At 69.4% G+C, this 22,367-nt stretch carries 15 protein-coding genes; 14 read left to right on the forward strand and 1 reads right to left on the reverse strand.

Translation table 11 applies throughout. The features are described from left to right. Positions 1–7: 7 nt before the first annotated feature. From ACFOSH_RS27960 to mpaM, 12 genes are all read left to right on the forward strand, one after another. A complete protein-coding gene (locus ACFOSH_RS27960; protein ID WP_378242043.1) occupies positions 8–5,596 on the forward strand; it encodes an amino acid adenylation domain-containing protein in 5,589 nt (1,862 codons plus the stop codon). Continuing rightward, entirely contained in the window at positions 5,593–5,802 is a 210-nt protein-coding gene (locus ACFOSH_RS27965; protein WP_378242044.1) for an MbtH family protein, read from the forward strand. Before ACFOSH_RS27960 ends, ACFOSH_RS27965 begins: the two co-directional genes overlap by 4 nt. A gap of 485 nt (positions 5,803–6,287) precedes the next feature. Continuing rightward, on the forward strand, positions 6,288–7,463 hold the full coding sequence (locus ACFOSH_RS27970; RefSeq protein WP_378242045.1) for a cytochrome P450: 1,176 nt from the start codon (positions 6,288–6,290) through the stop codon (positions 7,461–7,463). Positions 7,464–7,495: 32 nt separating this feature from the next. Next, positions 7,496–8,692 (forward strand): cytochrome P450, encoded by a 1,197-nt coding sequence (locus tag ACFOSH_RS27975; protein WP_378242046.1) that lies wholly within the window; start codon positions 7,496–7,498, stop codon positions 8,690–8,692. 107 nt (positions 8,693–8,799) lie between these two features. Continuing rightward, on the forward strand, positions 8,800–10,020 hold the full coding sequence (locus tag ACFOSH_RS27980; protein ID WP_378242047.1) for a cytochrome P450: 1,221 nt from the start codon (positions 8,800–8,802) through the stop codon (positions 10,018–10,020). A 36-nt stretch (positions 10,021–10,056) separates the two neighbouring features. Then, positions 10,057–11,532 (forward strand): tryptophan 7-halogenase, encoded by a 1,476-nt coding sequence (locus tag ACFOSH_RS27985; RefSeq protein WP_378242048.1) that lies wholly within the window; start codon positions 10,057–10,059, stop codon positions 11,530–11,532. Positions 11,533–11,575: 43 nt separating this feature from the next. After that, positions 11,576–12,766 (forward strand): glycosyltransferase, encoded by a 1,191-nt coding sequence (locus tag ACFOSH_RS27990; protein WP_378242049.1) that lies wholly within the window; start codon positions 11,576–11,578, stop codon positions 12,764–12,766. An 11-nt stretch (positions 12,767–12,777) separates the two neighbouring features. Continuing rightward, on the forward strand, positions 12,778–14,007 hold the full coding sequence (locus ACFOSH_RS27995; protein WP_378242050.1) for a glycosyltransferase: 1,230 nt from the start codon (positions 12,778–12,780) through the stop codon (positions 14,005–14,007). A gap of 32 nt (positions 14,008–14,039) precedes the next feature. Further along, the gene (locus ACFOSH_RS28000; protein WP_378242051.1) at positions 14,040–15,272 is read left to right on the forward strand and encodes a glycosyltransferase; all 1,233 of its coding nucleotides are present in this window, start codon (positions 14,040–14,042) and stop codon (positions 15,270–15,272) included. Between the two features lie 46 nt (positions 15,273–15,318). Next, the gene (locus tag ACFOSH_RS28005; RefSeq protein WP_378242052.1) at positions 15,319–16,545 is read left to right on the forward strand and encodes a methyltransferase domain-containing protein; all 1,227 of its coding nucleotides are present in this window, start codon (positions 15,319–15,321) and stop codon (positions 16,543–16,545) included. A 5-nt stretch (positions 16,546–16,550) separates the two neighbouring features. Next, complete coding sequence (locus tag ACFOSH_RS28010; RefSeq protein WP_378242053.1) at positions 16,551–17,375, forward strand: PIG-L deacetylase family protein; 825 nt, start codon at positions 16,551–16,553, stop codon at positions 17,373–17,375. A 39-nt stretch (positions 17,376–17,414) separates the two neighbouring features. Beyond that, positions 17,415–18,257 carry a daptide-type RiPP biosynthesis methyltransferase gene (gene mpaM / locus ACFOSH_RS28015; RefSeq protein ID WP_378242054.1) on the forward strand — a complete coding sequence of 281 codons (843 nt, stop codon included), beginning with the start codon at positions 17,415–17,417 and terminating at the stop codon, positions 18,255–18,257. Here mpaM and ACFOSH_RS28020 read toward each other — a convergent pair. Beyond that, positions 18,238–19,524 (reverse strand): aminotransferase-like domain-containing protein, encoded by a 1,287-nt coding sequence (locus tag ACFOSH_RS28020; protein ID WP_378242055.1) that lies wholly within the window; start codon positions 19,522–19,524, stop codon positions 18,238–18,240. The two genes, mpaM and ACFOSH_RS28020, sit on opposite strands and share 20 nt — an antisense overlap. 276 nt (positions 19,525–19,800) lie before the next feature. On the opposite strand from ACFOSH_RS28020, the gene ACFOSH_RS28025 reads away from it, so the two are divergent. Next, a complete protein-coding gene (locus tag ACFOSH_RS28025) occupies positions 19,801–20,631 on the forward strand; it encodes an alpha/beta fold hydrolase (RefSeq protein WP_378242056.1) in 831 nt (276 codons plus the stop codon). Then, positions 20,628–22,364, forward strand: a complete 1,737-nt coding sequence (locus ACFOSH_RS28030) for an amino acid adenylation domain-containing protein (protein WP_378242057.1) — start codon at positions 20,628–20,630, stop codon at positions 22,362–22,364. Before ACFOSH_RS28025 ends, ACFOSH_RS28030 begins: the two co-directional genes overlap by 4 nt. Positions 22,365–22,367 lie beyond the last annotated feature (3 nt).

The following is a 22,367-nucleotide window of genomic DNA, read 5'->3' on the forward strand; positions in this document are numbered from 1 at the left end:
GCACATTGTGACCGTTGACGACACTCGCGCGAAGCGTCGCTCCAGCGTGGAGGACGTCTGGCCTCTTTCCCCGCTGCAGGAGGGAATGCTCTATCACACCGCCCTCGACGACGAGGGTCGTGACACCTACACCGTGCAGACCGTCTACGCCATCGACGGACCGCTGGACGCCGGTCTGCTGAGGGCGTCGTGGCAGGCACTCGTGGACAGGCATGCCGCGCTGCGGGCCTGTTTCCGCTATGTCAGCGGAGCGCAGATGGTGCAGGTGATCGCGCGAGAGGCGGAAATCCCTTGGCGTGAAACGGATCTCGCCGGACTGCCGGACGACGTCGCCGACAGCGAGGTGGATCGGCTGGCGGGCGACGAGCTCGCCGAGCGGCTGCGCATCGAGGCGGCGCCGCTGATGAAACTGCACCTGATCCGGCTCGGCCCGGAACGCCACCAGCTCGTGCACACACTGCACCACGTGCTGGTCGACGGCTGGTCGATGCCGATCCTGCACCGTGAGCTCGCCGCGATCTACGCGGCGGGCGGGGACGCGTCCGGCCTTCCGCCGACAGTGTCCTATCGGGACTATCTCGCCTGGCTTGGCAAGCAGGACAAGGAAGTGGCGCGCGCGGCCTGGCGGGACGAGCTCGTCGGGCCGGACACGCCGACCACCGTCGCCGCGCCCGATCCGGGCCGAATGCCGGACATCCACACGACGGTGGTCGAGCTGTCCACGGAGCTGACGGACGGTTTGGCGCGGTTCGCGCGCGGCAACGACCTCACCCTGAACACCGTCGTGCAGGGCGCGTGGGCCGTCGTGCTGGCGCAACTCGCGGGCCGTGACGACGTCGTGTTCGGCGCGACCGCCTCCGGGCGGCCCGCCGACCTGGACGGCGTTGAGGCGATGGTCGGCCAGCTGCTCAACACCCTGCCGGTGCGGGTCCGGCTCGACGGCGGCCTTCGCGCCGTCGAGCTGTTCGCGCGGCTGCAGCGCGACCAGTCGGCGCTCATGGCCCACCAGCATCTCGGGCTGCAGGACGTGCAGGCCGTCGTCGGGCCCGGAGCGGTCTTCGACACGCTCGTCATCTACGAGAACTTCCCCCGCAAGGGGCTCGGCCGGGCCTCGGACGAGGGCCTGACCCTGATCCCGGTGAAGCGCGGGCGCAACTCGTCGCACTACCCGTTCACGCTGATCACCGGACCCGGCGAGCGGATGCCGCTGATCCTCGACTACGACCGGACCCTGTTCGACGCCATGGCCGCCGGATCGGTCGTCGGTGCGATGGCACGGGTGCTGGAGCGGCTGGTCGCCGAGCCCGACGTCCTCGTCGGCCGTCTGACGCCGGCGAGCGAGGCCGAGCGCGCCCTGGTGGTGGACGACTTCAACGCGACCGCCGGCCCGGTGCCGGGGGAGTCCGTCGTCGAGCTGTTCGCCCGGCGGGTGGCCGCGGCGCCGGACGCGGTGGCGATCACCGCCGCCGACGGCGCGAACCTGACCTACGCCGATGTCGACGGCGCGTCGGACCGGCTGGCGGGCTACCTCGCCGGTCGCGGTGTCGGTCGCGGCGACCGTGTCGGGGTGGCCATGGAACGGTCGCCGGAGCTGGTCATCGCGTTCCTGGCGATCTGGAAGGCGGGCGCCGCCTACGTCCCGGTGGACGTCGAGTACCCGGCCGAGCGGATCTCGTTCATCTTCACCGATTCCGGCGTCTCGACCGTCCTGTGCACGGAAGCCACCGGCGCTGTCGCGCCGGAGAACGCGATCGTGCTCGACGCGCCCGCGACGCGCGCTGCCGTCGACGACTGTGCCGCGCCGGAGATCCGGCCGCACGCGGGCGATCTGGCGTATGTCATGTACACCTCCGGATCCACCGGCCTGCCGAAGGGCGTGGGCATCCCGCACGGGGCCGTCGCGGGTCTGGCGGGGGACGCGGGCTGGCAGATCGGGCCCGACGACGGCGTGCTGATGCACGCGACGCACGTCTTCGACCCGTCGCTCTACGCGATGTGGGTGCCGCTCGTCTCGGGCGCCCGTGTGCTGCTCACCGAGCCGGGGGCGCTGGACGCGGCCGGGGTCCGGCAGGCCGTGGGACGCGGCGCGACCTTCGTCCACCTCACCGCCGGCAGCTTCCGCGCGCTGGCGGAGACGTCGCCGGAATGCTTCGACGGCCTGATCGAGATCGGGACCGGCGGTGACGTGGTTCCCCTGCAGTCGGTGGAAAACCTGCGGCGCGCCCAGCCCGGTTTGCGCGTGCGCAACACCTACGGGCCGACCGAGACCACGCTGTGCGCGACGTGGCTGCCGATCGAACCCGGTGACGTGCTCGACCGGGAGCTGCCGATCGGCCATCCGATGACCAACCGCCGGATCTACGTCCTCGACGCCTTCCTGCGCCCGGTCGCGCCGGGGGTGGCGGGCGAGCTGTACATCGCGGGCACGGGGCTGGCGCGGGGATACCTGAACAGCCCCGGCCTGACGGCGGACCGCTTCGTGGCGTGCCCGTTCCTCGCCGGTGAACGCATGTACCGCACCGGGGACCGGGCGCGCTGGACCCGTGACGGCGAGATCGTGTTCCTCGGCCGCGCCGACGACCAGGTGAAGATCCGCGGCTACCGGGTCGAGCTCGGCGAAGTGGAGGCCGTGCTGGCGGCCCAGCCGGGTGTGGTCGAAGCGGTCCTCCTGGCGCGGGAAGACCAGCCGGGCGAGAAGCGCCTTGTCGGCTACTTCGTGTCCGACGGCGGCGACGCGGGGCCGGAGGAGATCCGGCGGCAGATGGCGCTGGTCCTGCCCGACTACATGGTCCCGATCGCGGTCGTCGCCCTGCCCGGCCTGCCCGTCACTCCCAACGGCAAGGTGGATCGCCGGGCCCTGCCCGCCCCGGATCTCGTGGGACGCGCGTCGGAGAAGGCGCCGGAGAACGAGACCGAGAAGGTGCTGTGCGCCCTGTTCGGCGAGATCCTCAGCGTCGAGCAGGTGGGTGTCGACGACGCCTTCCACGACCTCGGCGGCAGTTCGGCGCTGGCCATGCGGCTCGTCGCGCGGATCCGGGAGGAACTCGGCGAGGATCTGCCGATCCGGCAGCTGTTCTCCTCGCCGACGCCCGCCGGGCTGGCCAGGGCTCTGGCCGCGAAGTCCCGCCCCGTCCTGGAAGTCGCCCAGCGGCCGGACCGGGTGCCCCTCACCGCCAGGCAGCTGCGCGCCTGGCTGCTGGCCGACCCCGGCGGCGAGACGGCGGGCCTGACCACCTCGGTCGCCCTGCGGTTGCGCGGCAAGCTGGACGTGCCCGCGCTGACGGCGGCGCTCGGCGACGTCGCGACCCGGCACGAGCTCCTCCGCACGACTTTCCCCGGCGACGCGCCCGGCGACGTGCAAAGAGTGCACCAGCACGTCCACGACGCCCCGGCGGTCGAGCCGACTCCGGTCCCGGCCACCGAAGCGGACCTTCCCGGGTTGCTCGCGGAGCGGCGCGAGTCGGCCTTCGACCTCACCAAGGATCTGCCGTGGCGATGTGACCTCTTCGCGCTGTCAGACAAGGAGCACGTCCTTCACCTGCAGGTGCACCGGATCCTCGCCGACGACGACTCGCTGGACGTGTTCTTCCGCGATCTGGCGGCCGCGTACGGCGCGCGGCGCGAAGGCCGTGTCCCGCAGCGTGCGCCCTTGGCCCTGCAGTTCGCCGACTACGCGCTCTGGGAGCGGCGGCTGCTCGAAGACGAGGACGAGCCGGGCAGCCTGATCAACGAGCAGATCTCCTTCTGGCGGGACAATCTGGCGGGTATCGACGGGGAGACGGTGCTCCCGTTCGACCGGCCGCGGCCCGCCGTCCCCTCACGGCGCGCCGATACGGTCGCGCTGCGGCTGGACGCCGGCCCGCACGCCCGGCTGACGGCGGCTGCGGAGTCGACGGGCGCGGAGACGCACCAGTTGGTGCACGCCGCGCTCGCCATGCTGCTGACCAAGTACGGGGCCGGCCACGACCTGGTGATCGGTTCGACGTTGCCCAGGGACGAGGAGCTCTTCGACCTCGAACCGATGGTCGGCCCGTTCACCCGGCCGCTCGCCCTGCGCACGGATCTCTCGGGCGATCCGGGCTTCCTGGAGGTCGTCAGCAGGGTGCAGGAAGCCTTCCAAACCACGGAACAGCACTTGGACGTGCCTTTCGAACGGATCGTCGAGCTGCTGGACCTGCCCGCCTCGCTCTCCCGGCACCCCGTGTTCCAGGTGGGACTGCGGGTGGACGAGGAGGACATCGACGGCTGGTCGGCGGCGGAACTACCCGCCCTGCGCACCAGTGTCGAACCCGGCGGGACCGAGGCCATGGAGCTGGATCTCGCGATCAAGCTCGCCGAGCGCTTCGATGACGACGACAACCCCGGCGGTCTCGAAGGCGCGCTGCACTTCGCCACCGACCTGTTCGACCAGGCCACGGCCGAGTCGGTGGCCCGGCGGCTGGTCCGCGTCCTCGAACAGGTGGCGGAGGACCCGCAGCGGCGGATCAGCGACCTGGACCTCTTCCTCGACGACTTCGAACGTGGCCGTCCGCCCATCGCACCGGCGCGGTGGGCCGGGGCCGTGCCCCAGGTGGTCGCCGACCTCGCCGGGGACGACCCGGTCGGCGCGCTCGTTTTGGACGACCAGTTGCGTCCTGTCGCTCCGGGCACCGTCGGCGATCTCCATGTCGTCGGCCCGGCCGTGGACGCGGGACCGGCCGAGCTGCCGACCGTGCCCTGTCCGTTCGGGGAGGAAGGGCACCGGATGCTGCACACGGGTCTGCTGGCCCGGAAGACCCCCGCGAAGACCCTGGTCGTCGTGGGCGAGCGGCGGCGGGCGAGCACTTCGGTGAAGACGGGCGACTTCGAGATCCTGCTGCCGCTGCGGGTCGGCGGCGACCGCCCACCGCTGTTCTGTGTCCACGCGAGCGGTGGCCTGAGCTGGAACTACGAGCCGCTGCTGCGGTACCTCCCGGCGGACCAGCCGGTCTACGGCGTGCAGGCCCGCGGCCTGGCCCGGACCGAGCCGCTGCCGGGCAGCGTCGAGGAGATGGCGGCCGACTACCTGGACCAGATCCGCGCCGTGCAGCCGACCGGGCCGTACCACCTCCTCGGCTGGTCACTCGGCGGCCGCATCGCGCAGGCGATGGCCAAGCTGCTGGAGGCGGAAGGGGAGAAGGTCGGCCTGCTGGCCCTCCTCGACGCCTATCCCGTCTACATGGGACGCAAGACGACCGGTGCCGCGAGCGAAGAAGCGGCCCTGTCGAAGCGGAACCAGGCGGACCTGGATCTCGCGGGTCAACTGGTCAAGGGGGAGGCCGCCCGGTCGCGGCTGGAGGCTGTCATGCGCAACCTCTGGGACGTCGGGCCGAAGCACGTCTCTTCGCCCTTCGACGGCGACATCCTGCTCTTCGTGGCCACTGTGGACCGTCCCGAGCATCTGCCCGTCTCGGTGGCGAAGGCCAGCTGGAAGGACTTCACCAGCGGGACCATCGAGACCCACGACGTCCCGTCCAACCACTACGACATGGTGCAAACCGCGGCGCTGGGCCAGATTGGAGCCATCGTCGCCGAAAAACTCCGGCACCGCCCGGAAGGTGAAAGGACACAACGATGACGAATCCGTTCGACAACGAAGCCGGTTCCTTTTTCGTGCTGGTCAACGACGAGGGTCAGCACTCCCTGTGGCCGTCCTTCGCGGAGGTGCCCGCGGGCTGGACCCGTGTGCACGGCGAAGCCCCCCGCCAGGAGTGCCTCGCCTACGTCGAGGAGAACTGGACGGACCTCCGGCCGAAGAGCCTCATCCAGGAAGTCGGCGCCTGAGAAGGCGTCCAGCCGCTCAACGCGGACGGTTGGACGGCCGCGGTCGTGAGTGGCAAGTGTCGTTAGAGCGACCCGAAACACTCACGACCCACCGGTGGTGTTCGGCCGCGGAGCCCGGGTCGCCCTGGGACCGCCTGGTGGCGGTCGTGAGTGGCAAGTGTCGTTAGAGCGACCCGAAACACTCACGACCCACCGGTGGTGTTCGGTCACGGAGCCCGGGTCGCCCTGGGACCGCTTTGATGGCGGTCGTGAGTGGCAAGTGTCGTTAGAGCGACCCGAAACACTCACGACGTGCCGGTGGTGTTCGGTCACGGGAGATCGGGTCGCTCTGGACCCACCGAGGCTTCGGTGCCGACGAGGACCACATGCCTTCACGGACCTCGCGCCGGACCACGCGCCCGAACGAGCGCTCGGGAAGTGCCGGACAAGCCACCTTTGCGCTACCACTGTTCCACCGGCCGGCTGAGGCGAAAGGACCTTGTGCAGTGTTCGAGGAGAACAACGCCAACCGGGGCACGGAGATCCACCGGAGAGAGCGATTCGATCCGGGACCGGAGTTGCGTTCCCTGATGGCCGAAGGCCCCATGTCCGTGCTGGAGGCCGAAGAATGCCCCGCGGGGCGGACGGGCTGGCTCGCCACCGGGTACGACGAGACCCGGCAGGTCCTCGGCTCGGACAAGTTCAGCGCCAAGCTGCTTTTCGGCGGGACGGCGGCCGGCCGCATCTGGCCCGGCTTCCTCGGCCAGTACGATCCGCCGGAGCACACGCGCCTGCGCCGGATGGTGGCCTCCGCGTTCACTTTCCGGCGGATGCGGGACTTCCGCCCGCAGGTCGAGCTGATCGTCAAGGCCACCTTGGACGACATCGAGGCCACCGGTGGCCCGGTGGATTTCGTCCCGCGTTTCGCGTGGCCCATCGCGACGACGGTGATCTGCGACTTCCTCGGCATCCCCCGTGACGATCAGGCGGATCTGTCGCGTGCCCTGCACGCCAGCCGGTCCGAGCGGTCGGGCAAACGCAGGGTCGCGGCGGGTAACAAGTTCTGGACGTACATGGGCCAGGTCGCCGCCCAGACGCGCCGCGATCCCGGTGACGACATGTTCGGTGCTGTCGTGCGCGAACACGGCGACGACATCACCGACGCGGAACTGCTGGGGGTGGCCGCGTTCGTCATGGGCGCGAGCGGGGATCAGGTGGCCCGTTTCCTCGCGGCGGGCGCGTGGCTGATGGTCGAGCATCCCGAGCAGTTCGCCGTGCTCCGCGACGAGCCGGACAGCGTCCCGGATTGGCTGAACGAGGTGGCCCGCTACCTCACCAGCGACGAGAAGACCACTCCGCGCGTCGCGTTGGAGGACGTGTACGTCGGTGATCAGCTCGTCAAGGCAGGCGACGCGGTCACTTGTTCTTTGCTGGCTTCGAACCGCCGGAAGTTCCCCGACCCGGAGGACCGGTTCGACATCACCCGGGAAAAGCCCGCGCACGTCACGTTCGGGCACGGCATCCATCACTGCCTCGGCAGGCCGCTGGCCGAAATGGTGTTCCGGGCGGCGATCCCGGCGCTGGCGCACCGCTTCCCCAAGCTCAGGCTCGCCGAACCGGGCCGCGAGATCAAACTGGGCCCGCCGCCGTTCGACGTGGAAGCCCTCTCGCTCGACTGGTAGTGCGAAACCTCGGTAGCAAAGGAGTTTTCCCGTTGAGTGAGGACGACCCGCGCCCGCTGCACATCCGCAGACAGGGTTTGGACCCGGCCGACGAACTGCTCGCCGCCGGAGCGCTGACGAGGGTCACGGTCGGATCCGGCGCGGACGCCGAGAACCACTGGATGGCCACCTCGCACGCCGTCGTCCGGCAGGTGATGGGCGACCACCGGCAGTTCAGCACCCGGCGCCGCTGGGACGCGCGCGACGAGATCGGCGGGAAGGGCATCTTCCGGCCGCGTGAACTGGTCGGCAACCTGATGGACTACGACCCGCCCGAGCACACGCGGCTGCGGCAGAAGCTGACCCCCGGCTTCACGCTGCGCAAGATGCAGCGGATGCAGCCGTACATCGAACAGATCGTGACCGAACGGCTCGAAGAGATGGAGCAGGCGGGATCCCCCGCGGATCTGGTCGAGTTCGTCGCCGAAAAGGTGCCCGGCGCCGTGCTGTGCGAGCTGATCGGGGTGCCCAGGGACGACAGGGCCACTTTCCTGCAGCTGTGTCACGCGCATCTCGACGGCTCGCGAAGCCAGAAAAGGCGTGCGGTGGCGGGAGAAGCGTTCTCCCGCTACCTGCTGGCGATGATCGCCAGGGAACGCGAGGAACCCGGCGAGGGGCTGATCGGCTCGGTCGTCGCCGAATACGGTGACGAGGCCACGGACGAGGAACTGCGCGGCTTCTGCGTTCAGGTGATGCTGGCCGGCGACGACAACATCTCCGGCATGATCGGGCTCGGAGTGCTGGCCCTGCTGCGCCACCCCGAGCAGATCGACGCGTTCCGCGGCGACGAGCAGCCCGCGCAACGAGCCGTCGACGAGCTGATCCGGTACCTGACCGTGCCGTACAGCCCGACGCCCCGGATCGCCCGAGAGGACGTCACTTTCGGGGATCAGGTGATCAAGGCGGGCGAGAGTGTCATCTGCTCGCTCCCGGCGGCCAACCGCGACCCGGCCCTCGTGCCGGATCCGAACCGGCTCGACGTCACCCGCGAATCCGCGCCGCACATCGCTTTCGGGCACGGGGTCCACCATTGCCTGGGAGCCGCACTGGCCCGCCTGGAACTGCGCACGGTCTTCACCACCCTGTGGCGGCGTTTTCCCGCGCTGAGGCTCGCGGATCCGGCACAGGAGGACAAGTTCCGCCTGACCACTCCCGCCTACGGCTTGACCGAGCTGATGGTCGCCTGGTGATCGCCCGATCCGTCCACATGGAGCCGCTGGACGTCATCGGTGATTACCGGTGAAATTGGAGCGTCCGAAACGAGATTTTCCCGGCCGACAAGAGAGTTTCCATTCTGATGGGACACGGTAGCGATCAGGTCGCGCCACTCCTGCGGGAGCCGGCGAACTTCCAGCTGAGGACGGACTGCGATCCGCACGAGGACAATTTCGCGCTCCGGGCGCAGGGGCCGCTGGTCCGGATAACCGGGGAATCGTCCGCCCAGCTGGGCCGGGATTTCGTCTGGCAGGCACACGGCTACGACGTCGTGCGCGAGATCCTGGGCGACCACGAGAATTTCACCACGCGGCCGCAATTCACCCAGGCGAAATCCGGGGCGTATGTGGAGGCCCAGTTCGTCGGGCAGATCTCGACCTATGATCCGCCCGAGCACACGCGCCTGCGCAAGATGCTGACGCCGGAGTTCACGGTCCGCCGGATCCGCCGCATGGAGCCCGCGATCCAAAGCCTCATCGACGATCGCCTCGACATGATGGAAGCCGAGGGGTCGCCCGCGGACCTCCAGGGACTCTTCGCCGATCCTGTCGGCGCTCACGCTTTGTGTGAACTGCTCGGCATTCCCCGCGACGACCAGCGTGAGTTCGTCCGGCGGATCAGGCGGAACGCCGATCTGAGTCGCGGGCTCAAGGCACGGGTGGCGGACAGCGCCGCGTTCAACCGGTACCTGGACAACCTCATCGCCGCACAGCGCAAGGACCCCGACGACGGATTCCTCGGCATGATCGCGCGAGAGCACGGCGACAACATCACGGGCGAGGAACTGAAGGGCTTGTGCACGGCGCTGATCCTCGGCGGGGTCGAGACCGTCGCCGGGATGATCGGTTTCGGAGTGCTGGCGCTGCTGCGGAATCCCGGTCAGATCCCGTTGCTTTTCGAAAGCCAGGAAAAGGCCGATCGCGTCGTCAACGAACTGGTGCGGTATCTGTCTCCCGTGCAGGCGCCGAATCCCCGCCTCGCCATCAAGGACGTCGTCGTCGACGGACAGTTGATCAAAGCGGGGGATTACGTCCTCTGCTCGGTCCTCATGGCCAACCGGGACAAGGCGCTGACGCCGGATCCCGACGTGCTCGACGCGAATCGCGCCGCGGTTTCGGACGTCGGATTCGGGCACGGCATCCATTACTGCGTGGGCGCGGCGCTGGCCCGCTCGATGCTGCGGATGGCCTATCAAACGCTGTGGCGCCGATTCCCCGGGCTGCGGCTGGCGGTGCCCATCGCGGAAGTGAAGTACCGAAGCGCTTTCGTCGACTGTCCTGATCAGGTCCCAGTCGCCTGGTAGCGCGCGATTCAACACTCGACAGAGGAATGGTGGGAGATGACGGTCGAAGACTTCGACGTGGTGGTTGCCGGTGGCGGACCGGGCGGTTCGACCGTCGCCACGCTGGTGGCGATGCAGGGCCATCGGGTGTTGTTGCTGGAGAAAGAGGTTTTCCCCCGGTACCAGATCGGTGAGTCGCTGCTGCCCGCCACGGTGCACGGTGTGTGCCGGATGCTCGGCATCTCCGACGAACTGGCCGCGGCCGGGTTCCCGATCAAACGGGGCGGCACGTTCCGCTGGGGCGCGCGGCCGGAGCCGTGGACGTTCCACTTCGGCATCTCCGCCAAGATGGCCGGTTCGACGTCGCACGCCTACCAGGTCGAGCGGGCGGTTTTCGACGACATGCTGCTGAAGAACGCCAAGCGCAAGGGCGTCGTCGTGCGGGAAGGCTGCTCGGTCAACGACGTCGTCGAAGACGGCGAGCGGGTCGTCGGCGCCCGGTACACGGATCCCGACGGCAACGAGCGTGAGGTGTCGGCGCGGTTCGTGATCGACGCGTCGGGCAACAAGAGCCGGCTCTACACGAAGGTCGGCGGTTCGCGGAACTACTCGGAGTTCTTCCGCAGCCTCGCGCTGTTCGGCTATTTCGAGGGTGGCAAGCGGCTGCCGGCGCCGGTATCGGGAAACATCCTGAGCGTGGCCTTCGACAACGGCTGGTTCTGGTACATCCCGTTGAGCGACACGCTGACCAGTGTCGGCGCGGTGGTGCGCCGGGAGGACGCCGACAGGATCCAGGGCGACCGCGAGAAGGCCCTCGACAGCCTGATCGCCGAATGCCCGATGATCTCGGACTATCTCTCGAACGCGACCCGGGTGACCACCGGCAGGTATGGCGAACTGCGTGTCCGCAAGGACTACTCGTACCAGCAGGAGAGCTACTGGCGGCCCGGGATGGTCCTGGTCGGCGACGCCGCTTGCTTCGTTGACCCGGTGTTCTCCTCCGGCGTGCACCTGGCGACCTACAGCGCGCTGCTCGCGGCCCGGTCGATCAACAGCGTCCTCGACGGCGATCTCGACGAGAAGACCGCGCTGAACGAGTTCGAGTCGCGCTATCGCCGCGAGTACGGCGTCTTCTACGAATTCCTCGTCTCCTTCTACCAGATGAACGTGAACGAGGAATCGTATTTCTGGCAGGCCAAGAAGGTCACGCAGAACCAGAGCACCGACATCGAGTCGTTCGTCGAGCTGATCGGCGGGGTGTCGTCCGGGGAGACCGCGCTGACGGCCGCCGACCGGATCGCCGCGAACAGCGCCGAATTCGCCGCCGCCGTGGACAAGATGGCGGCGGGCGACGGCGACGACATGGTGCCGATGTTCAAGTCGACGGTGGTCCAGCAGGCGATGCAGGAAGCGGGCCAGGTCCAGATGAAGGCGCTGCTCGGCGACGACGCCGAACCCGAGCCGCCGCTGTTCCCCGGCGGCCTGGTGACTTCGGCCGACGGCATGAAGTGGCTGCCTCACCACCCGGTATGAGCCGCCGCCCGTCGAAAAGGACCTACGGAACAGGGGATGCGAAATGCGCGTGCTGATCTCGGGGTGTGGATCACGCGGGGACACCGAACCGTTGGTGGCCTTGGCCGTCCGGTTGCGGGAGCTCGGCGCGGACGTGCGGATGTGCCTGCCGCCGGACTACGTGGAGCGGTGTGCCGAGGTCGGGGTGCCGATGGTGCCGGTCGGCCGGGCGGTGCGCGCCGGGGCACGCGGGCCGGGGGAACCGGCGCCGGGGGATCCCGAAGTCGTGACCGAGGTGGTCGCCGAGTGGTTCGAGAAGGTCCAGGCGGCCGCCGAAGGCTGTACCGCGGTGGTGGCGACCGGTTTGCTGCCCGCCGCGGTCGCCGCGCGATCGGTGGCCGAGAAGCTGGGCATCCCTTACCGCTACACGGTCTTGTCCCCGGACCATCTGCCGTCCGTGCACAGCCGGGCGGAGCTGGACATGTACAACCAGGGCGCCTACGGGCTTTTCGGTGACGTGGTCACCGAAAAGCGGGCCTCGATCGGCCTGCCGCCGGTGAAGGACCTCTTCGACTACGGCTACACCGGACAGCCCTGGCTGGCGGCGGACCAGATCCTGGCCCCGCTGCCGACGGCGGACACCGGCACCGTGCAGACCGGTGCGTGGATCCTGCCGGACGAACGGCCTCTTCCGGCGGACCTGGAGGCGTTCCTGGCCGCTGGGTCAACGCCGGTGTACGTGGGCTTCGGCAGCTCGTCCGGGGCCAGGACAGCCGGTGCCGCGAAGGCGGCTCTCGAGGTTGTCCGGGCCCAGGGCCACCGGGTGGTCCTTTCCCGTGGCTGGGCCGATCTGGCCCTGCCCGACGGCGGGGAAGACTGCTTCGCCGTCGGGGAAGTGAACCTTCAGGAGCTGTTCGGCCGGGTGGCAGCCGCCATCCACCACGACAGCGCGGGTACGACGCTCCTGGCCATGCGGGCGGGTATCCCGCACGTCGTGGTCCGCCGGGTGGTGGACAACGTGGTGGAGCAGGCGTACCACGCCGACCGGGTGGCCGAGCTGGGTGTCGGGCTGGCGATCGACGGCCCGATCCCGGCCTTCGACGCCCTGACGGCCGCGCTCACCACGGCGCTGGCCCCGGAAACGCGGGCGCGGGCGACAGCCGTGGCGGAGACGATCCGCACCGACGGGACGACGGTCGCGGCGGACCTGCTGTTCGACGCCGTCCGCCGCGAGAAGCCGGCTGTTCCCGCGTGAACGGGGGAAACGTGACGCGGGTGCTGCTGGCGACGTGCGGAAGCCGCGGCGACGTCGAACCGTTGGTGGCACTGGCGATCCGGCTGCGGGAGCTCGGTGCGGAGACGAGGCTGGCCGCGCCGCCGGACTGCGCGGACAGGCTGGCCGAGGCCGGCGTGGAGCACGTGCCCGTCGGCGCTTCCGCGCGCGAACCGGTCAAGAACGCGGCGCCGCCGACGCGTGAGGACATGCAGCGGTTCATGACCGAGACGATCACCACGCAGTTCGACCGGATCCCGGCGGCCGCCGAGGGCTGCGACGCGGTGGTGGCGACCGGGATGCTGTCCGCCGCGCTCGGCGTGCGGTCGGTGGCCGAGAAGCTGCGCATCCCGTACTTCTACGCCTTCCACTGCCCGAGCTTCGTGCCGTCGCCGCACTATCCGCCACCGCCGCCCCTCGGCGAGCCGCCCGCACCGGCCGGGACCGACATCCGGGCGTTGTGGCAGCGGAACAACCAGAGCGCCTTCCGGCGGTACGGGGGCACGCTCAACGGCAGGCGGGAAGCGATCGGCCTGCCGCCGGTGGAGGACATCTTCGGCTTCGGCTACACCGACCATCCCTGGATGGCGGCGGACGCTGTCCTGGCGCCGTTGCAGCCGACGGATCTCGACGCGGTGCAGACAGGCGCGTGGATCACGCCGGACGAACGGCCTCTTTCCGTTGAGCTGGAGGACTTTCTGGCCGCCGGCCCGCCGCCGGTGTACCTGGGGTTCGGGAGCCTGCGTGCCCCCGCCGACGCCGTCCGGGTGGCCATCGAGGCGATCCGTGCCCGCGGCCTCCGGGTGATCCTTTCCCGTGGCTGGGCCGATCTGGTGCTGCCCGACGACAAGGACGACTGCTTCGAGACCGGCGAAGTGAACCACCAGGTGCTGTTCCGCCGGGTGGCCGCCGTCATCCACCACGGCGGCTCGGGGACGACGCACGTGGCGACGCGGGCGGGCGTACCGCAGATCCTGCTGCCGCAGATGGCGGACCAGCCGTACTACGCGAGCCGGGTGGCCGAGCTGGGTGTAGGGGTGGCGCATGACGGCCCTGTCCCGACTTTCGACTCCCTGTCGGCGGCGCTCACCACGGCGCTGGCGCCGGAAACCCGGGCGCGGGCGACGGCCGTCGCGGACACGATCCGCACCGACGGGACGACGGTCGCGGCCGGACTGCTGCTCGACGCGGCCAGCCGGGCGAAGCCGTCTGTTTCCGCGTAAAGCCCAGAACCGATCAAGATAGGGGACGCGAAATGCGTGTGCTGTTGTCGACCTGCGGAAGCCGCGGAGACGTCGAACCGCTGGTGGCACTGGCGGTCCGGTTGCGGGAGCTCGGCGCGGAGGTGCGGATGTGCGCGTCGCCGTCCTCCGCGGAGCGGCTCGCCGAAGCCGGGGTGCCGCATGTGCCGGTCGGCCTGGCGCACGAGGGAATGCTGCTGCAGGAAGGGATGCCGCCGCCGTCGGCCGAAGAAGAGCGCAAGTTCGCGGCCATGGCGATCGACATGCAGTTCGACCAGGTCCCCCCGGGCGCCGAGGGCTGCGACGTGGTGGTGGCGACCGGCGAGCTGGCCCACGCGACCGGCGTGCGGTCGGTGGCCGAGAAGCTGGGCATCCCCTACTTCTACGCCGCCTACAGCCCGAACTACCTGCCGTCGTCGAACTACCACCCGCCCGAGGACGAGCGGACCACGCCGGGCGTGACCGACTTCGGGGTGCTCTGGGCCGAGCGCGCCGAGCGGTTCTCCGAGCGGTACGGGGAAGCGCTCACCAGCAGGCGGGAAGCGATCGGCCTGCCGCCGGTGAAGGACGTCTTCGCGTACGGCTACGGCGAACAGCCCTGGCTGGCGGCGGATCCGGTGCTGGCACCGGTGGATCCGGCTCTCGACGCCGTCCAGACCGGCGCGTGGATCCTGCCGGACGAACGGCCGCTTCCGGCGGACCTGGAGGCGTTCCTGGCCGCCGGGCCTCCGCCGGTGTACGTGGGCTTCGGCAGCGCGTCCGGACCCGGTCTCGCCGACGCCACGAAGCTGGCCATCGAGGCGATCCGGGCGCAGGGCCGCCGGGTGATCCTTTCCCGTGGCTGGGCCGATCTGGTCCTGCCCGACGACGGCGCCGACTGCTTCGGCGTCGGCGAGGTGAACATGCAGGCGCTGTTCGGCCGAGTGGCCGCGGCCCTGCACAAGGGCAGCGCGGGCACCCTCCACCTGGCCACGCGGGCGGGCATCCCGCAACTCGTGCTGCCTCGCCATACGGATCAGCCGTACTTCGCCGGCCGCGTGACCGAGCTGGGTATCGGGGTGGCGCTGGCGGAACGTCCGGTCCCGACCTTCGACACCTTCTCGGCCGCGCTCGCCAAGGCCCTTTCCCCGGAAACCCGCGCGCGGGCGGCGGCCATGGCTGAGAAGGTCCGCGCAGACGGCCGGACGACGGCCGCGGAACTGCTGTTCCAGGCGGCGGGCCAGGGCAAGCTGACCGTCCCCGCCTGAACGCGCGCCACTTCTTCTTCGACGACAAAGCACCTGAGGAGACCGCATGTCAGCCACGTCCGAGTGCCGTATCTGTGACGGCACTGTCACCGAGTTCATCGATCTGGGACGCCAGCCGCTCTCGGACGCGTTCGTGGTCCCCGGCGACGGGAAGAAGGAGTTCTTCTTCCGGCTCGCCACCGGGATCTGCGATTCCTGCACGATGGTGCAGCTGATGGAAGAGGTCCCGAGGGACCTGATGTTCCACGAGGCGTACCCGTACCTGTCCTCCGGTTCGGCGGTCATGCGCACGCATTTCCACGAGCTGGCCAAACGCTTCCTCACCACGGAGCTGACCGGCGAGGACCCGTTCATCGTCGAACTCGGCTGCAACGACGGCATCATGCTCAAGGCCGTAGCCGACGCGGGCGTGCGCCAACTCGGCGTCGAACCCTCCGGCAGCGTCGCGGATCTGGCCGCGGCCAAGGGAATCCGTGTCCGCAAGGACTTCTTCGAAGAGGCGACGGCGGTCGACATCCGCGAGAACGACGGTCCCGCCGACGTGATCTACGCGGCCAACACCCTGTGCCACATCCCTTACATGGACTCGATCCTCAAGGGTGTCACCAAGCTGCTCGGCCCGAACGGCGTGTTCGTCTTCGAGGACCCGTACCTCGGTGACATCGTGGAGCGCACGTCTTTCGACCAGATCTACGACGAGCATTTCTTCTTCTTCACCGCGCGCTCGGTGCAGGAGATGGCCCGGCGCAACGGCCTCGAACTCGTGGACGTCGAGCGCATCCCGGTGCACGGCGGCGAGGTCCGCTACACCCTCGCCCTCGCCGGGGCCCGCAAGCCGACCGAGGCCGTGGCGGAACTTCTCGCGTGGGAGGCCGAGCGCAAGCTGGCGGAGTTCGCCACGCTGGAACAGTTCGCCGCCAACGTGAAGCAGATCAAGGAAGACCTGATCGCGCTGCTGACCAAGCTCCGCGCCGAGGGCAAACGCGTCGTAGGCTACGGCGCGACGGCCAAGAGCGCGACAGTGACCAACTTCTGTGGCATCACCCCGGATCTGGTGGAGTTCATCTCGGACACCACTCCCGCCAAACAGGGCAGGCTCAGCCCCGGACAGCACATCCCGGTCCGCGAGTACCAGGAGTTCGCCGGAGACCACCCGGACTACGCGCTGCTGTTCGCGTGGAACCACGCCGACGAGATCATGAACGCGGAGCAGGCCTTCCGTGACGCCGGCGGGCAGTGGATCCGGTACGTGCCGAACGTGCACGTGAGCTGACAGACATGACCCAGAACCCCTACACGGGCCGGATCGTGGCGATATCGCCGCATCTGGACGACGCTGTCCTGTCCTTCGGCGCCGGGCTTTCCCGTGCGGTGCGGGACGGAGCGAAGGTGACCGTCCACACGGTGTTCGCCGGGACCGCGGCGCCCCCGCACTCACCGGCGGCGGAGCGGCTCCACGCGATCTGGGGCCTCACGCCGGAGCAGGACGCGTCGCTGCATCGCCGGAACGAAGACATCGCCGCGCTCGCCCACCTGGGGGCCGACTACCGGCACGGCGGATTCCTCGACGCCATCTACCGCAAGCTGCCGGACGGCCGATGGCTGGCCGACAACGTGCCCGGGCGGCAGAAGCTGGCCATCGGCGAGCAGTCGCCGCAGGACGATCCGGAGCTGTTCTCCGCGGTGAAGGCCGAGATCACCTCGGTCGTCGAAGAGTGCGCTCCGGCGCTGATCCTGACCTGTGCGGCCGCCAGTGGCCATATCGACAACAAGATCACGCGGGACGCCACGCTGTCCGTCGCGCGGGAGAAAGGTATTCCGGTGCGGCTGTGGGAAGACCTCCCGCACGCGATCTTCGCGCCGGGTGCGGTGGAACTCCCGGACGGGTTCCGGGCCGGTTCTCCCGAATTCGTTTCCGTCGAGGCGGAGGCGCGGACCCGGAAATTCGAAGCCCTGCGGCTCTATCCGTCGCAGATGTTGATGCTCCACGGGCCGGAAAAGGACTTCTTCGCCCTGTTGGACGGGCATGCCCTGAAGAGCGCGCCTTCGGGCGGATACGGAGAAACGACCTGGCCGGTCGTCTCTCGCGAAGACAACGGCTGAACGGTTCCGGACAAGAATGTCGACCAGGAGGTTGTCCTCATGACCGAGCAACTTGAGCGTGGCCCGGTGCGGACCGCGCACGCGGGTGTCCTGCTGGCCGCCGTGGGCGAGCGGGGCGTTCTGTGCGACTTCTACGACGAGGACGGCTCGGACACCTATCGGGATCTGATCCAGGACGCGGACGGCACTTCGGAAGCGCGGCAGTTCGCCGCCCGCCTCCGCCCCGCGCCCGGACCCGTGCTGGAGCTCGCGGCCGGAATGGGCAGGCTGACGTTCCCCTTCCTGGATCTCGGCTGGGAGGTGACCGCCCTGGAGTTGTCGGCCACGGTGGTCACCGCCTTCCGGAAGCGGCTGGCGGAAGCGACGGCGGACCGCCAGGGCCGGTGCACGGTGGTCCAGGCGGACATGAGCGCCTTCGCGCTGGGCAAGCGCTTCGAAACGGTGGTCATCAGCTCGGGCTCGATCAACGAACTCGACGAGGACGGCCGGAAGGGCCTGTACGCGTCGGTTCGCGAGCATCTCGAACCCGGCGGGAAATTCCTGCTCAGCCTGGAAATGACGAAACCCGTCGGGGCGGAACCGCTGGAACGACAGCAGGAACTGCCGGGCCGCAGTGGACGGCGGCACGTGTTGCACGTGAAGATCCTGCCGTCGGAGGAGATCCAGGAGATCACCATCTATCCGGCCGAGGAGACCGCGGATCCGTTCGTCGTCTGCACGCATCGACGAAGGCTCGTCACGGTGGACCGGATCGTGCGGGAACTCGAAGGCGCCGGCTTCGCCGTGCTCGCACGGGCGCCGTTCGCGTCCACCAGCGCCGGTCGTGACGACATGGTGCTGGTGGACGCGGTGAAGCGGGAAATCACCCGAGACGTGCGGTGATGAGTGCCGCGAGCCTGCTCACGCCCTCTTCGATCAGTTCCGGCGTGAGCAGGCTGATGGACAGCCGGAGCTGATTGAACCCGTCCTTGCCGCCGTAGAAGTGATGCATCGGGGTGAACAGCACACCGTGGTCGCGGGCGGCGTGTGCCAGCAGGTCGTCGTCGACGACGAAGGGCACGGTGACGGTGACGAAGAACCCGCCCGTCGGGGTGTTCCAGGAGACCCCGGGGCTCCCGCCGAGCCTGCGGTCCAGTTCACCCAGCGTCAGGCGGAGATTGCGCTGGTAGATGGCGGTCTCGCGGACGTTGGCCTTGGTCAGGCTGAAGTCGTTGAGCAGCAGCTTCCCGGCGATCACCGCCTGGGCGATCGGGGAGGTGTTCACCGTGAGCATGCCCTTGAGCTTGGAGAGCTGGTCGGCGAACAGGCCGCCCCCGGTCATCCGCTGATCCGCCACGGCGTAGCCGACCCGGGCACCGGGCATCCCGGTCTTGGCGAAGGAACCGATGTAGACCACGGTCCCCGACCGGTCGAGCGCCTTCAGCGTGGGGAGGCGCTCGGCGCCGAAGAGCCCGTACGCGTTGTCCTCCAGCAGCAGGATCCCGTTGGCCGCGGCGACATCCAGGAGCCGGTGGCGGGCAGGCAGGTCCATGCTGGTGCCGGTGGGGTTGGCGAAGTTGGGCGTCACGTAACAGGCCCGGACCCGCTTGCCCTGTTCGTCGGCTCGTTTCAGCTGGAGGACCAGGTCTTCGGGGTCGATGCCGTTCTCGGTGGACCGCACCGGCCAGACGGGGGTGTCGGTGAGCAGCGCCGCCCCGGTCAGGCCGACGTAGGTGGGGGCGGGGGCGAGCAGCACGTCCCGATCGCCCGCCCGCAGCGTGCGGAGCACCAGGAACATGGCCTCCTGGGCGCCGACGGTGACGACCACGGACTCCGGGGCGGCGTCGATGTTCTCGTCTTCGGCGAGGTTGCGGGCGATGAGGTCGGCGATGATGCCCTTCGTGGTGCCGTATTGGAAGAGCGCGCGCGTCACCCCGGCCTCGTCGACTTTCCGATCGCGCCGCAGATGGTCGCAATAGGCGTCGAGATAATCGTGAATGAGGCGGATGTCGAAATACTCTTCGTACGGACGGCCTGCCGCCATGGAAATGGCCACAGGGTATTCGTCGATCAGCTCGTTCAGCAGATTCATCGACGAGATGGCCGGATCGGTGAGCGATCCGTGCAGCGTTTCCATGCTCAAGTGAGTGGACAAACCGTTCGAATCCATAAATGCCAGGATTTCCATCCGGTGTCGAAGTGTCAAGCAGGGATCGTGGACGCGATTCGCGCCTTTTCCGTCCATGTCCAGCACTATCACTGCGGATAATCGAGCCGCGACGGTACGGTCACCTGAGTGCGTCGCGGACCTGGGGATCGCACGTTCCACATCGGACAGAACGAGTGACCACGTCAACTCTGCCCTGTTCCTCAAAGAACCCGGTGCCGGCGGACTTCGCCGGCGGCCATGTCGCTGCGCGCCGTCGGCGAGCGGGGAAGGACCATCATGCTGATGACAACCGAGAACGGGATCCGGTTGTCTTACCACGATCAAGGCGACGGTCCGGCTGTCCTGTTGCTGACCGGCACCGGGGCGCCGAGCTCCGTCTGGGACCTGCATCAGGTACCCGTGCTCCGCGCCGCCGGATTCCGCGTGATCACCATGGACAACCGCGGGATCCCGCCGAGCGACGAGGGTGCCGGCGGGTTCACCATCGACGACCTCGTCGAGGACGTGGCCGCCCTGATCGACTACCTCGACGCCTTGCCGTGCCGCGTGATCGGCACGTCGATGGGTTCCTACATCGCGCAGGAGCTGGTACTCGCCCGTCCGGAGCTGGTGGACTCGGTCCTGCTGATGGCCGCCTGCGGCAAGAGCAGTCTCGTGCAGCGGGAGCTCGCGGAAGGCGAAGCGAAGCTGATCGAGCAGGGTATCGAGCTGCCACCGGGTTTCCTCGCCGCCGTCCGGGCCATGCACAACCTGGGGCCCGCGACACTCGCCGACGACGACCTCGCCGGCGACTGGCTCGACCTGTTCGCCGCGGCGGGTTCCTGGGGGCCGGGTGTCCGGGAGCAACTGCTGCTGAGCGCGTTGCCCGACAGGTTGGACGCCTACCGCTCGATCAAGGTGCCCTGCCACGTCGTCTCGTTCGAACACGACCTCGTGGCACCACCGGCCGCCGGACGCGAACTGGCCTCCGCGATCCCCGGCGCGACCCACCGCACGGTTCCCGGGTGCGGGCATTTCGGCTATCTGGAGAACCCGGAAGCGGTGAACCGCGAGCTGCTCCGGTTCCTCCGCACCGAATCCCGCGAGACACTGGGGGAGACCGCATGACCGTCCTTTCGGCGGCCACGACACCGGCCTTGTTCGAGGCGACCGCAGCCGTGCTGCCGGATCGGCCCGCGGTGGCGATGGACACCACCAGACTCACCTACGCCGAGCTGAACGGCGAGGCCAACCGGCTCGCCCGGCGGCTCGTGGCGCACGGGGTCGGCCCGGAGCGGCTGGTCGCGCTGGCCATGCCGAGGTCGATCGAGTTCGTCATCGCGATCCTGGCCGTGCACAAGGCGGGCGCCGCTTACGTGCCTGTCGATCCGGACTATCCGGAGGAACGCAAACGGCACATGCTGGACGACACGGCGGCGCGGGTCCTGCTGTGCCTGCCCGGGCAGGACGTGCCCGGTGCCGCCGTCGTCCTGAGCGTGGAACGCGAGCCGAGCCTCACCGAGCCGAACCTGGACGAGGGAGACCGGCTCGGCCCGTTGCGGCCCGACCATCCCGCGTACGTCATCTACACGTCGGGCTCGACGGGGAAGCCGAAGGGCGTGCTGGTCACGCATCGCGGGATCCCGAACCTGGCCGACGACTACGTGCGCCGCCAGAACCTGGTGCCGGACAGCAGGTTGCTGGCTTTCGCGTCCCCCAGTTTCGACGCCGCCGTCGCCGAGTTCTGGCCGATCTGGCAGGCCGGCGGCTGCCTGGTGCTGGCCTCCGCGCCGGACCTTGTCCCCGGCGAACCGCTCGGCAGGCTGGTGCGCGAGCAGCGCATCACCCACATCACGCTGCCGCCGTCCGCGCTGGCCCCGCTGGAGGAGTCGGGCGGCCTGCCCGCCGGGCTGACCCTCCTGGTGGCGGGCGAGGCGTGCCCGGCCCCGGTCGCGAAACGCTGGGCCATGGACCGCGTGATGATCAACGCGTACGGCCCCACCGAGGTCACCGTCGCGGTGACCGCGAGCGAGCCGCTGACCGGGGAGGACACCCCGCCGATCGGCAGGCCGATCACCGGTGTCCGCACCTACGTCCTGGACGAGCGGCTGCGGCCGGTCCCGGACGGGGACGTGGGCGAGCTGTACACGATGGGCCCCGGCCTCGCCCGCGGTTACCTGCGGCGGCCCGGCGCGACGGCGGAGCGGTTCCTGCCGGATCCGTTCGGCGAACCGGGCGGCCGCATGTACCGCACCGGCGACAGGGTGCGGAAGCGTTCGGACGGCCAGTTCGTCTTCGTCGGCCGGGTCGACGACCAGCTGAAGGTCCGCGGTCACCGGATCGAACCGGGCGAGGTCGAAGCCGCCCTGCTCACGGTGGAAGCGGTGGCCCAGGCGGTGGTGACCGCGCACGACAACCGGCTCGTCGCCTACGTGGTCGGCACCGGGGGCGAGCGGGTGGCGGCCGAAGACCTCCTCCCGCCGCTGCGGGAACGGATGCCTTCCTACCTGGTGCCCGATGTGGTGGTCAGCCTGCCGAGGCTGCCGGTCTCGCCGAACGGCAAGGTCGACCGGACAGCCCTGCCCACTCCCGAGGAGGAGAGCGCCGGGCGCGCGGCGTCGGGGCGGGCGCCGAGCACCCCGACCGAGATCCTGCTCGCCGGACTGTTCGCCGACGTGCTCGGCGTCGGCAGCGTCGGCGTCGAGGACAGCTTCTTCGAGATCGGCGGCCATTCGCTGCTCGCGACCCGGCTGGTGAGCCGCATCCGCGAAAACCTGAAGATCCGGCTGAGAGTGCAGGCCTTCTTCGACGCGCCGACCGTGGCACAGCTCGCCAAGGTGCTCGACGGCGCACTCACCTGACCT

Origin of the sequence: Amycolatopsis speibonae, from assembly GCF_042647925.1 — a bacterium.
Lineage (GTDB): Bacteria > Actinomycetota > Actinomycetes > Mycobacteriales > Pseudonocardiaceae > Amycolatopsis > Amycolatopsis speibonae.

Excerpts from the sequence above, each read along its gene's own strand:
- ACFOSH_RS28020 (WP_378242055.1), bottom strand. The coding sequence starts at position 19,524 with ATGGATTCGAACGGTTTGTCCACTCACTTGAGCATGGAAACGCTGCAC.
- ACFOSH_RS27980 (WP_378242047.1), top strand. The coding sequence starts at position 8,800 with ATGGGACACGGTAGCGATCAGGTCGCGCCACTCCTGCGGGAGCCGGCG.
- ACFOSH_RS27990 (WP_378242049.1), top strand. The coding sequence starts at position 11,576 with ATGCGCGTGCTGATCTCGGGGTGTGGATCACGCGGGGACACCGAACCG.
- ACFOSH_RS28030 (WP_378242057.1), top strand. The coding sequence starts at position 20,628 with ATGACCGTCCTTTCGGCGGCCACGACACCGGCCTTGTTCGAGGCGACC.
- ACFOSH_RS28010 (WP_378242053.1), top strand. The coding sequence starts at position 16,551 with ATGACCCAGAACCCCTACACGGGCCGGATCGTGGCGATATCGCCGCAT.
- ACFOSH_RS28005 (WP_378242052.1), top strand. The coding sequence starts at position 15,319 with ATGTCAGCCACGTCCGAGTGCCGTATCTGTGACGGCACTGTCACCGAG.
- ACFOSH_RS28000 (WP_378242051.1), top strand. The coding sequence starts at position 14,040 with ATGCGTGTGCTGTTGTCGACCTGCGGAAGCCGCGGAGACGTCGAACCG.
- ACFOSH_RS27965 (WP_378242044.1), top strand. The coding sequence starts at position 5,593 with ATGACGAATCCGTTCGACAACGAAGCCGGTTCCTTTTTCGTGCTGGTC.
- ACFOSH_RS28025 (WP_378242056.1), top strand. The coding sequence starts at position 19,801 with ATGCTGATGACAACCGAGAACGGGATCCGGTTGTCTTACCACGATCAA.
- ACFOSH_RS27985 (WP_378242048.1), top strand. The coding sequence starts at position 10,057 with ATGACGGTCGAAGACTTCGACGTGGTGGTTGCCGGTGGCGGACCGGGC.
- mpaM (WP_378242054.1), top strand. The coding sequence starts at position 17,415 with ATGACCGAGCAACTTGAGCGTGGCCCGGTGCGGACCGCGCACGCGGGT.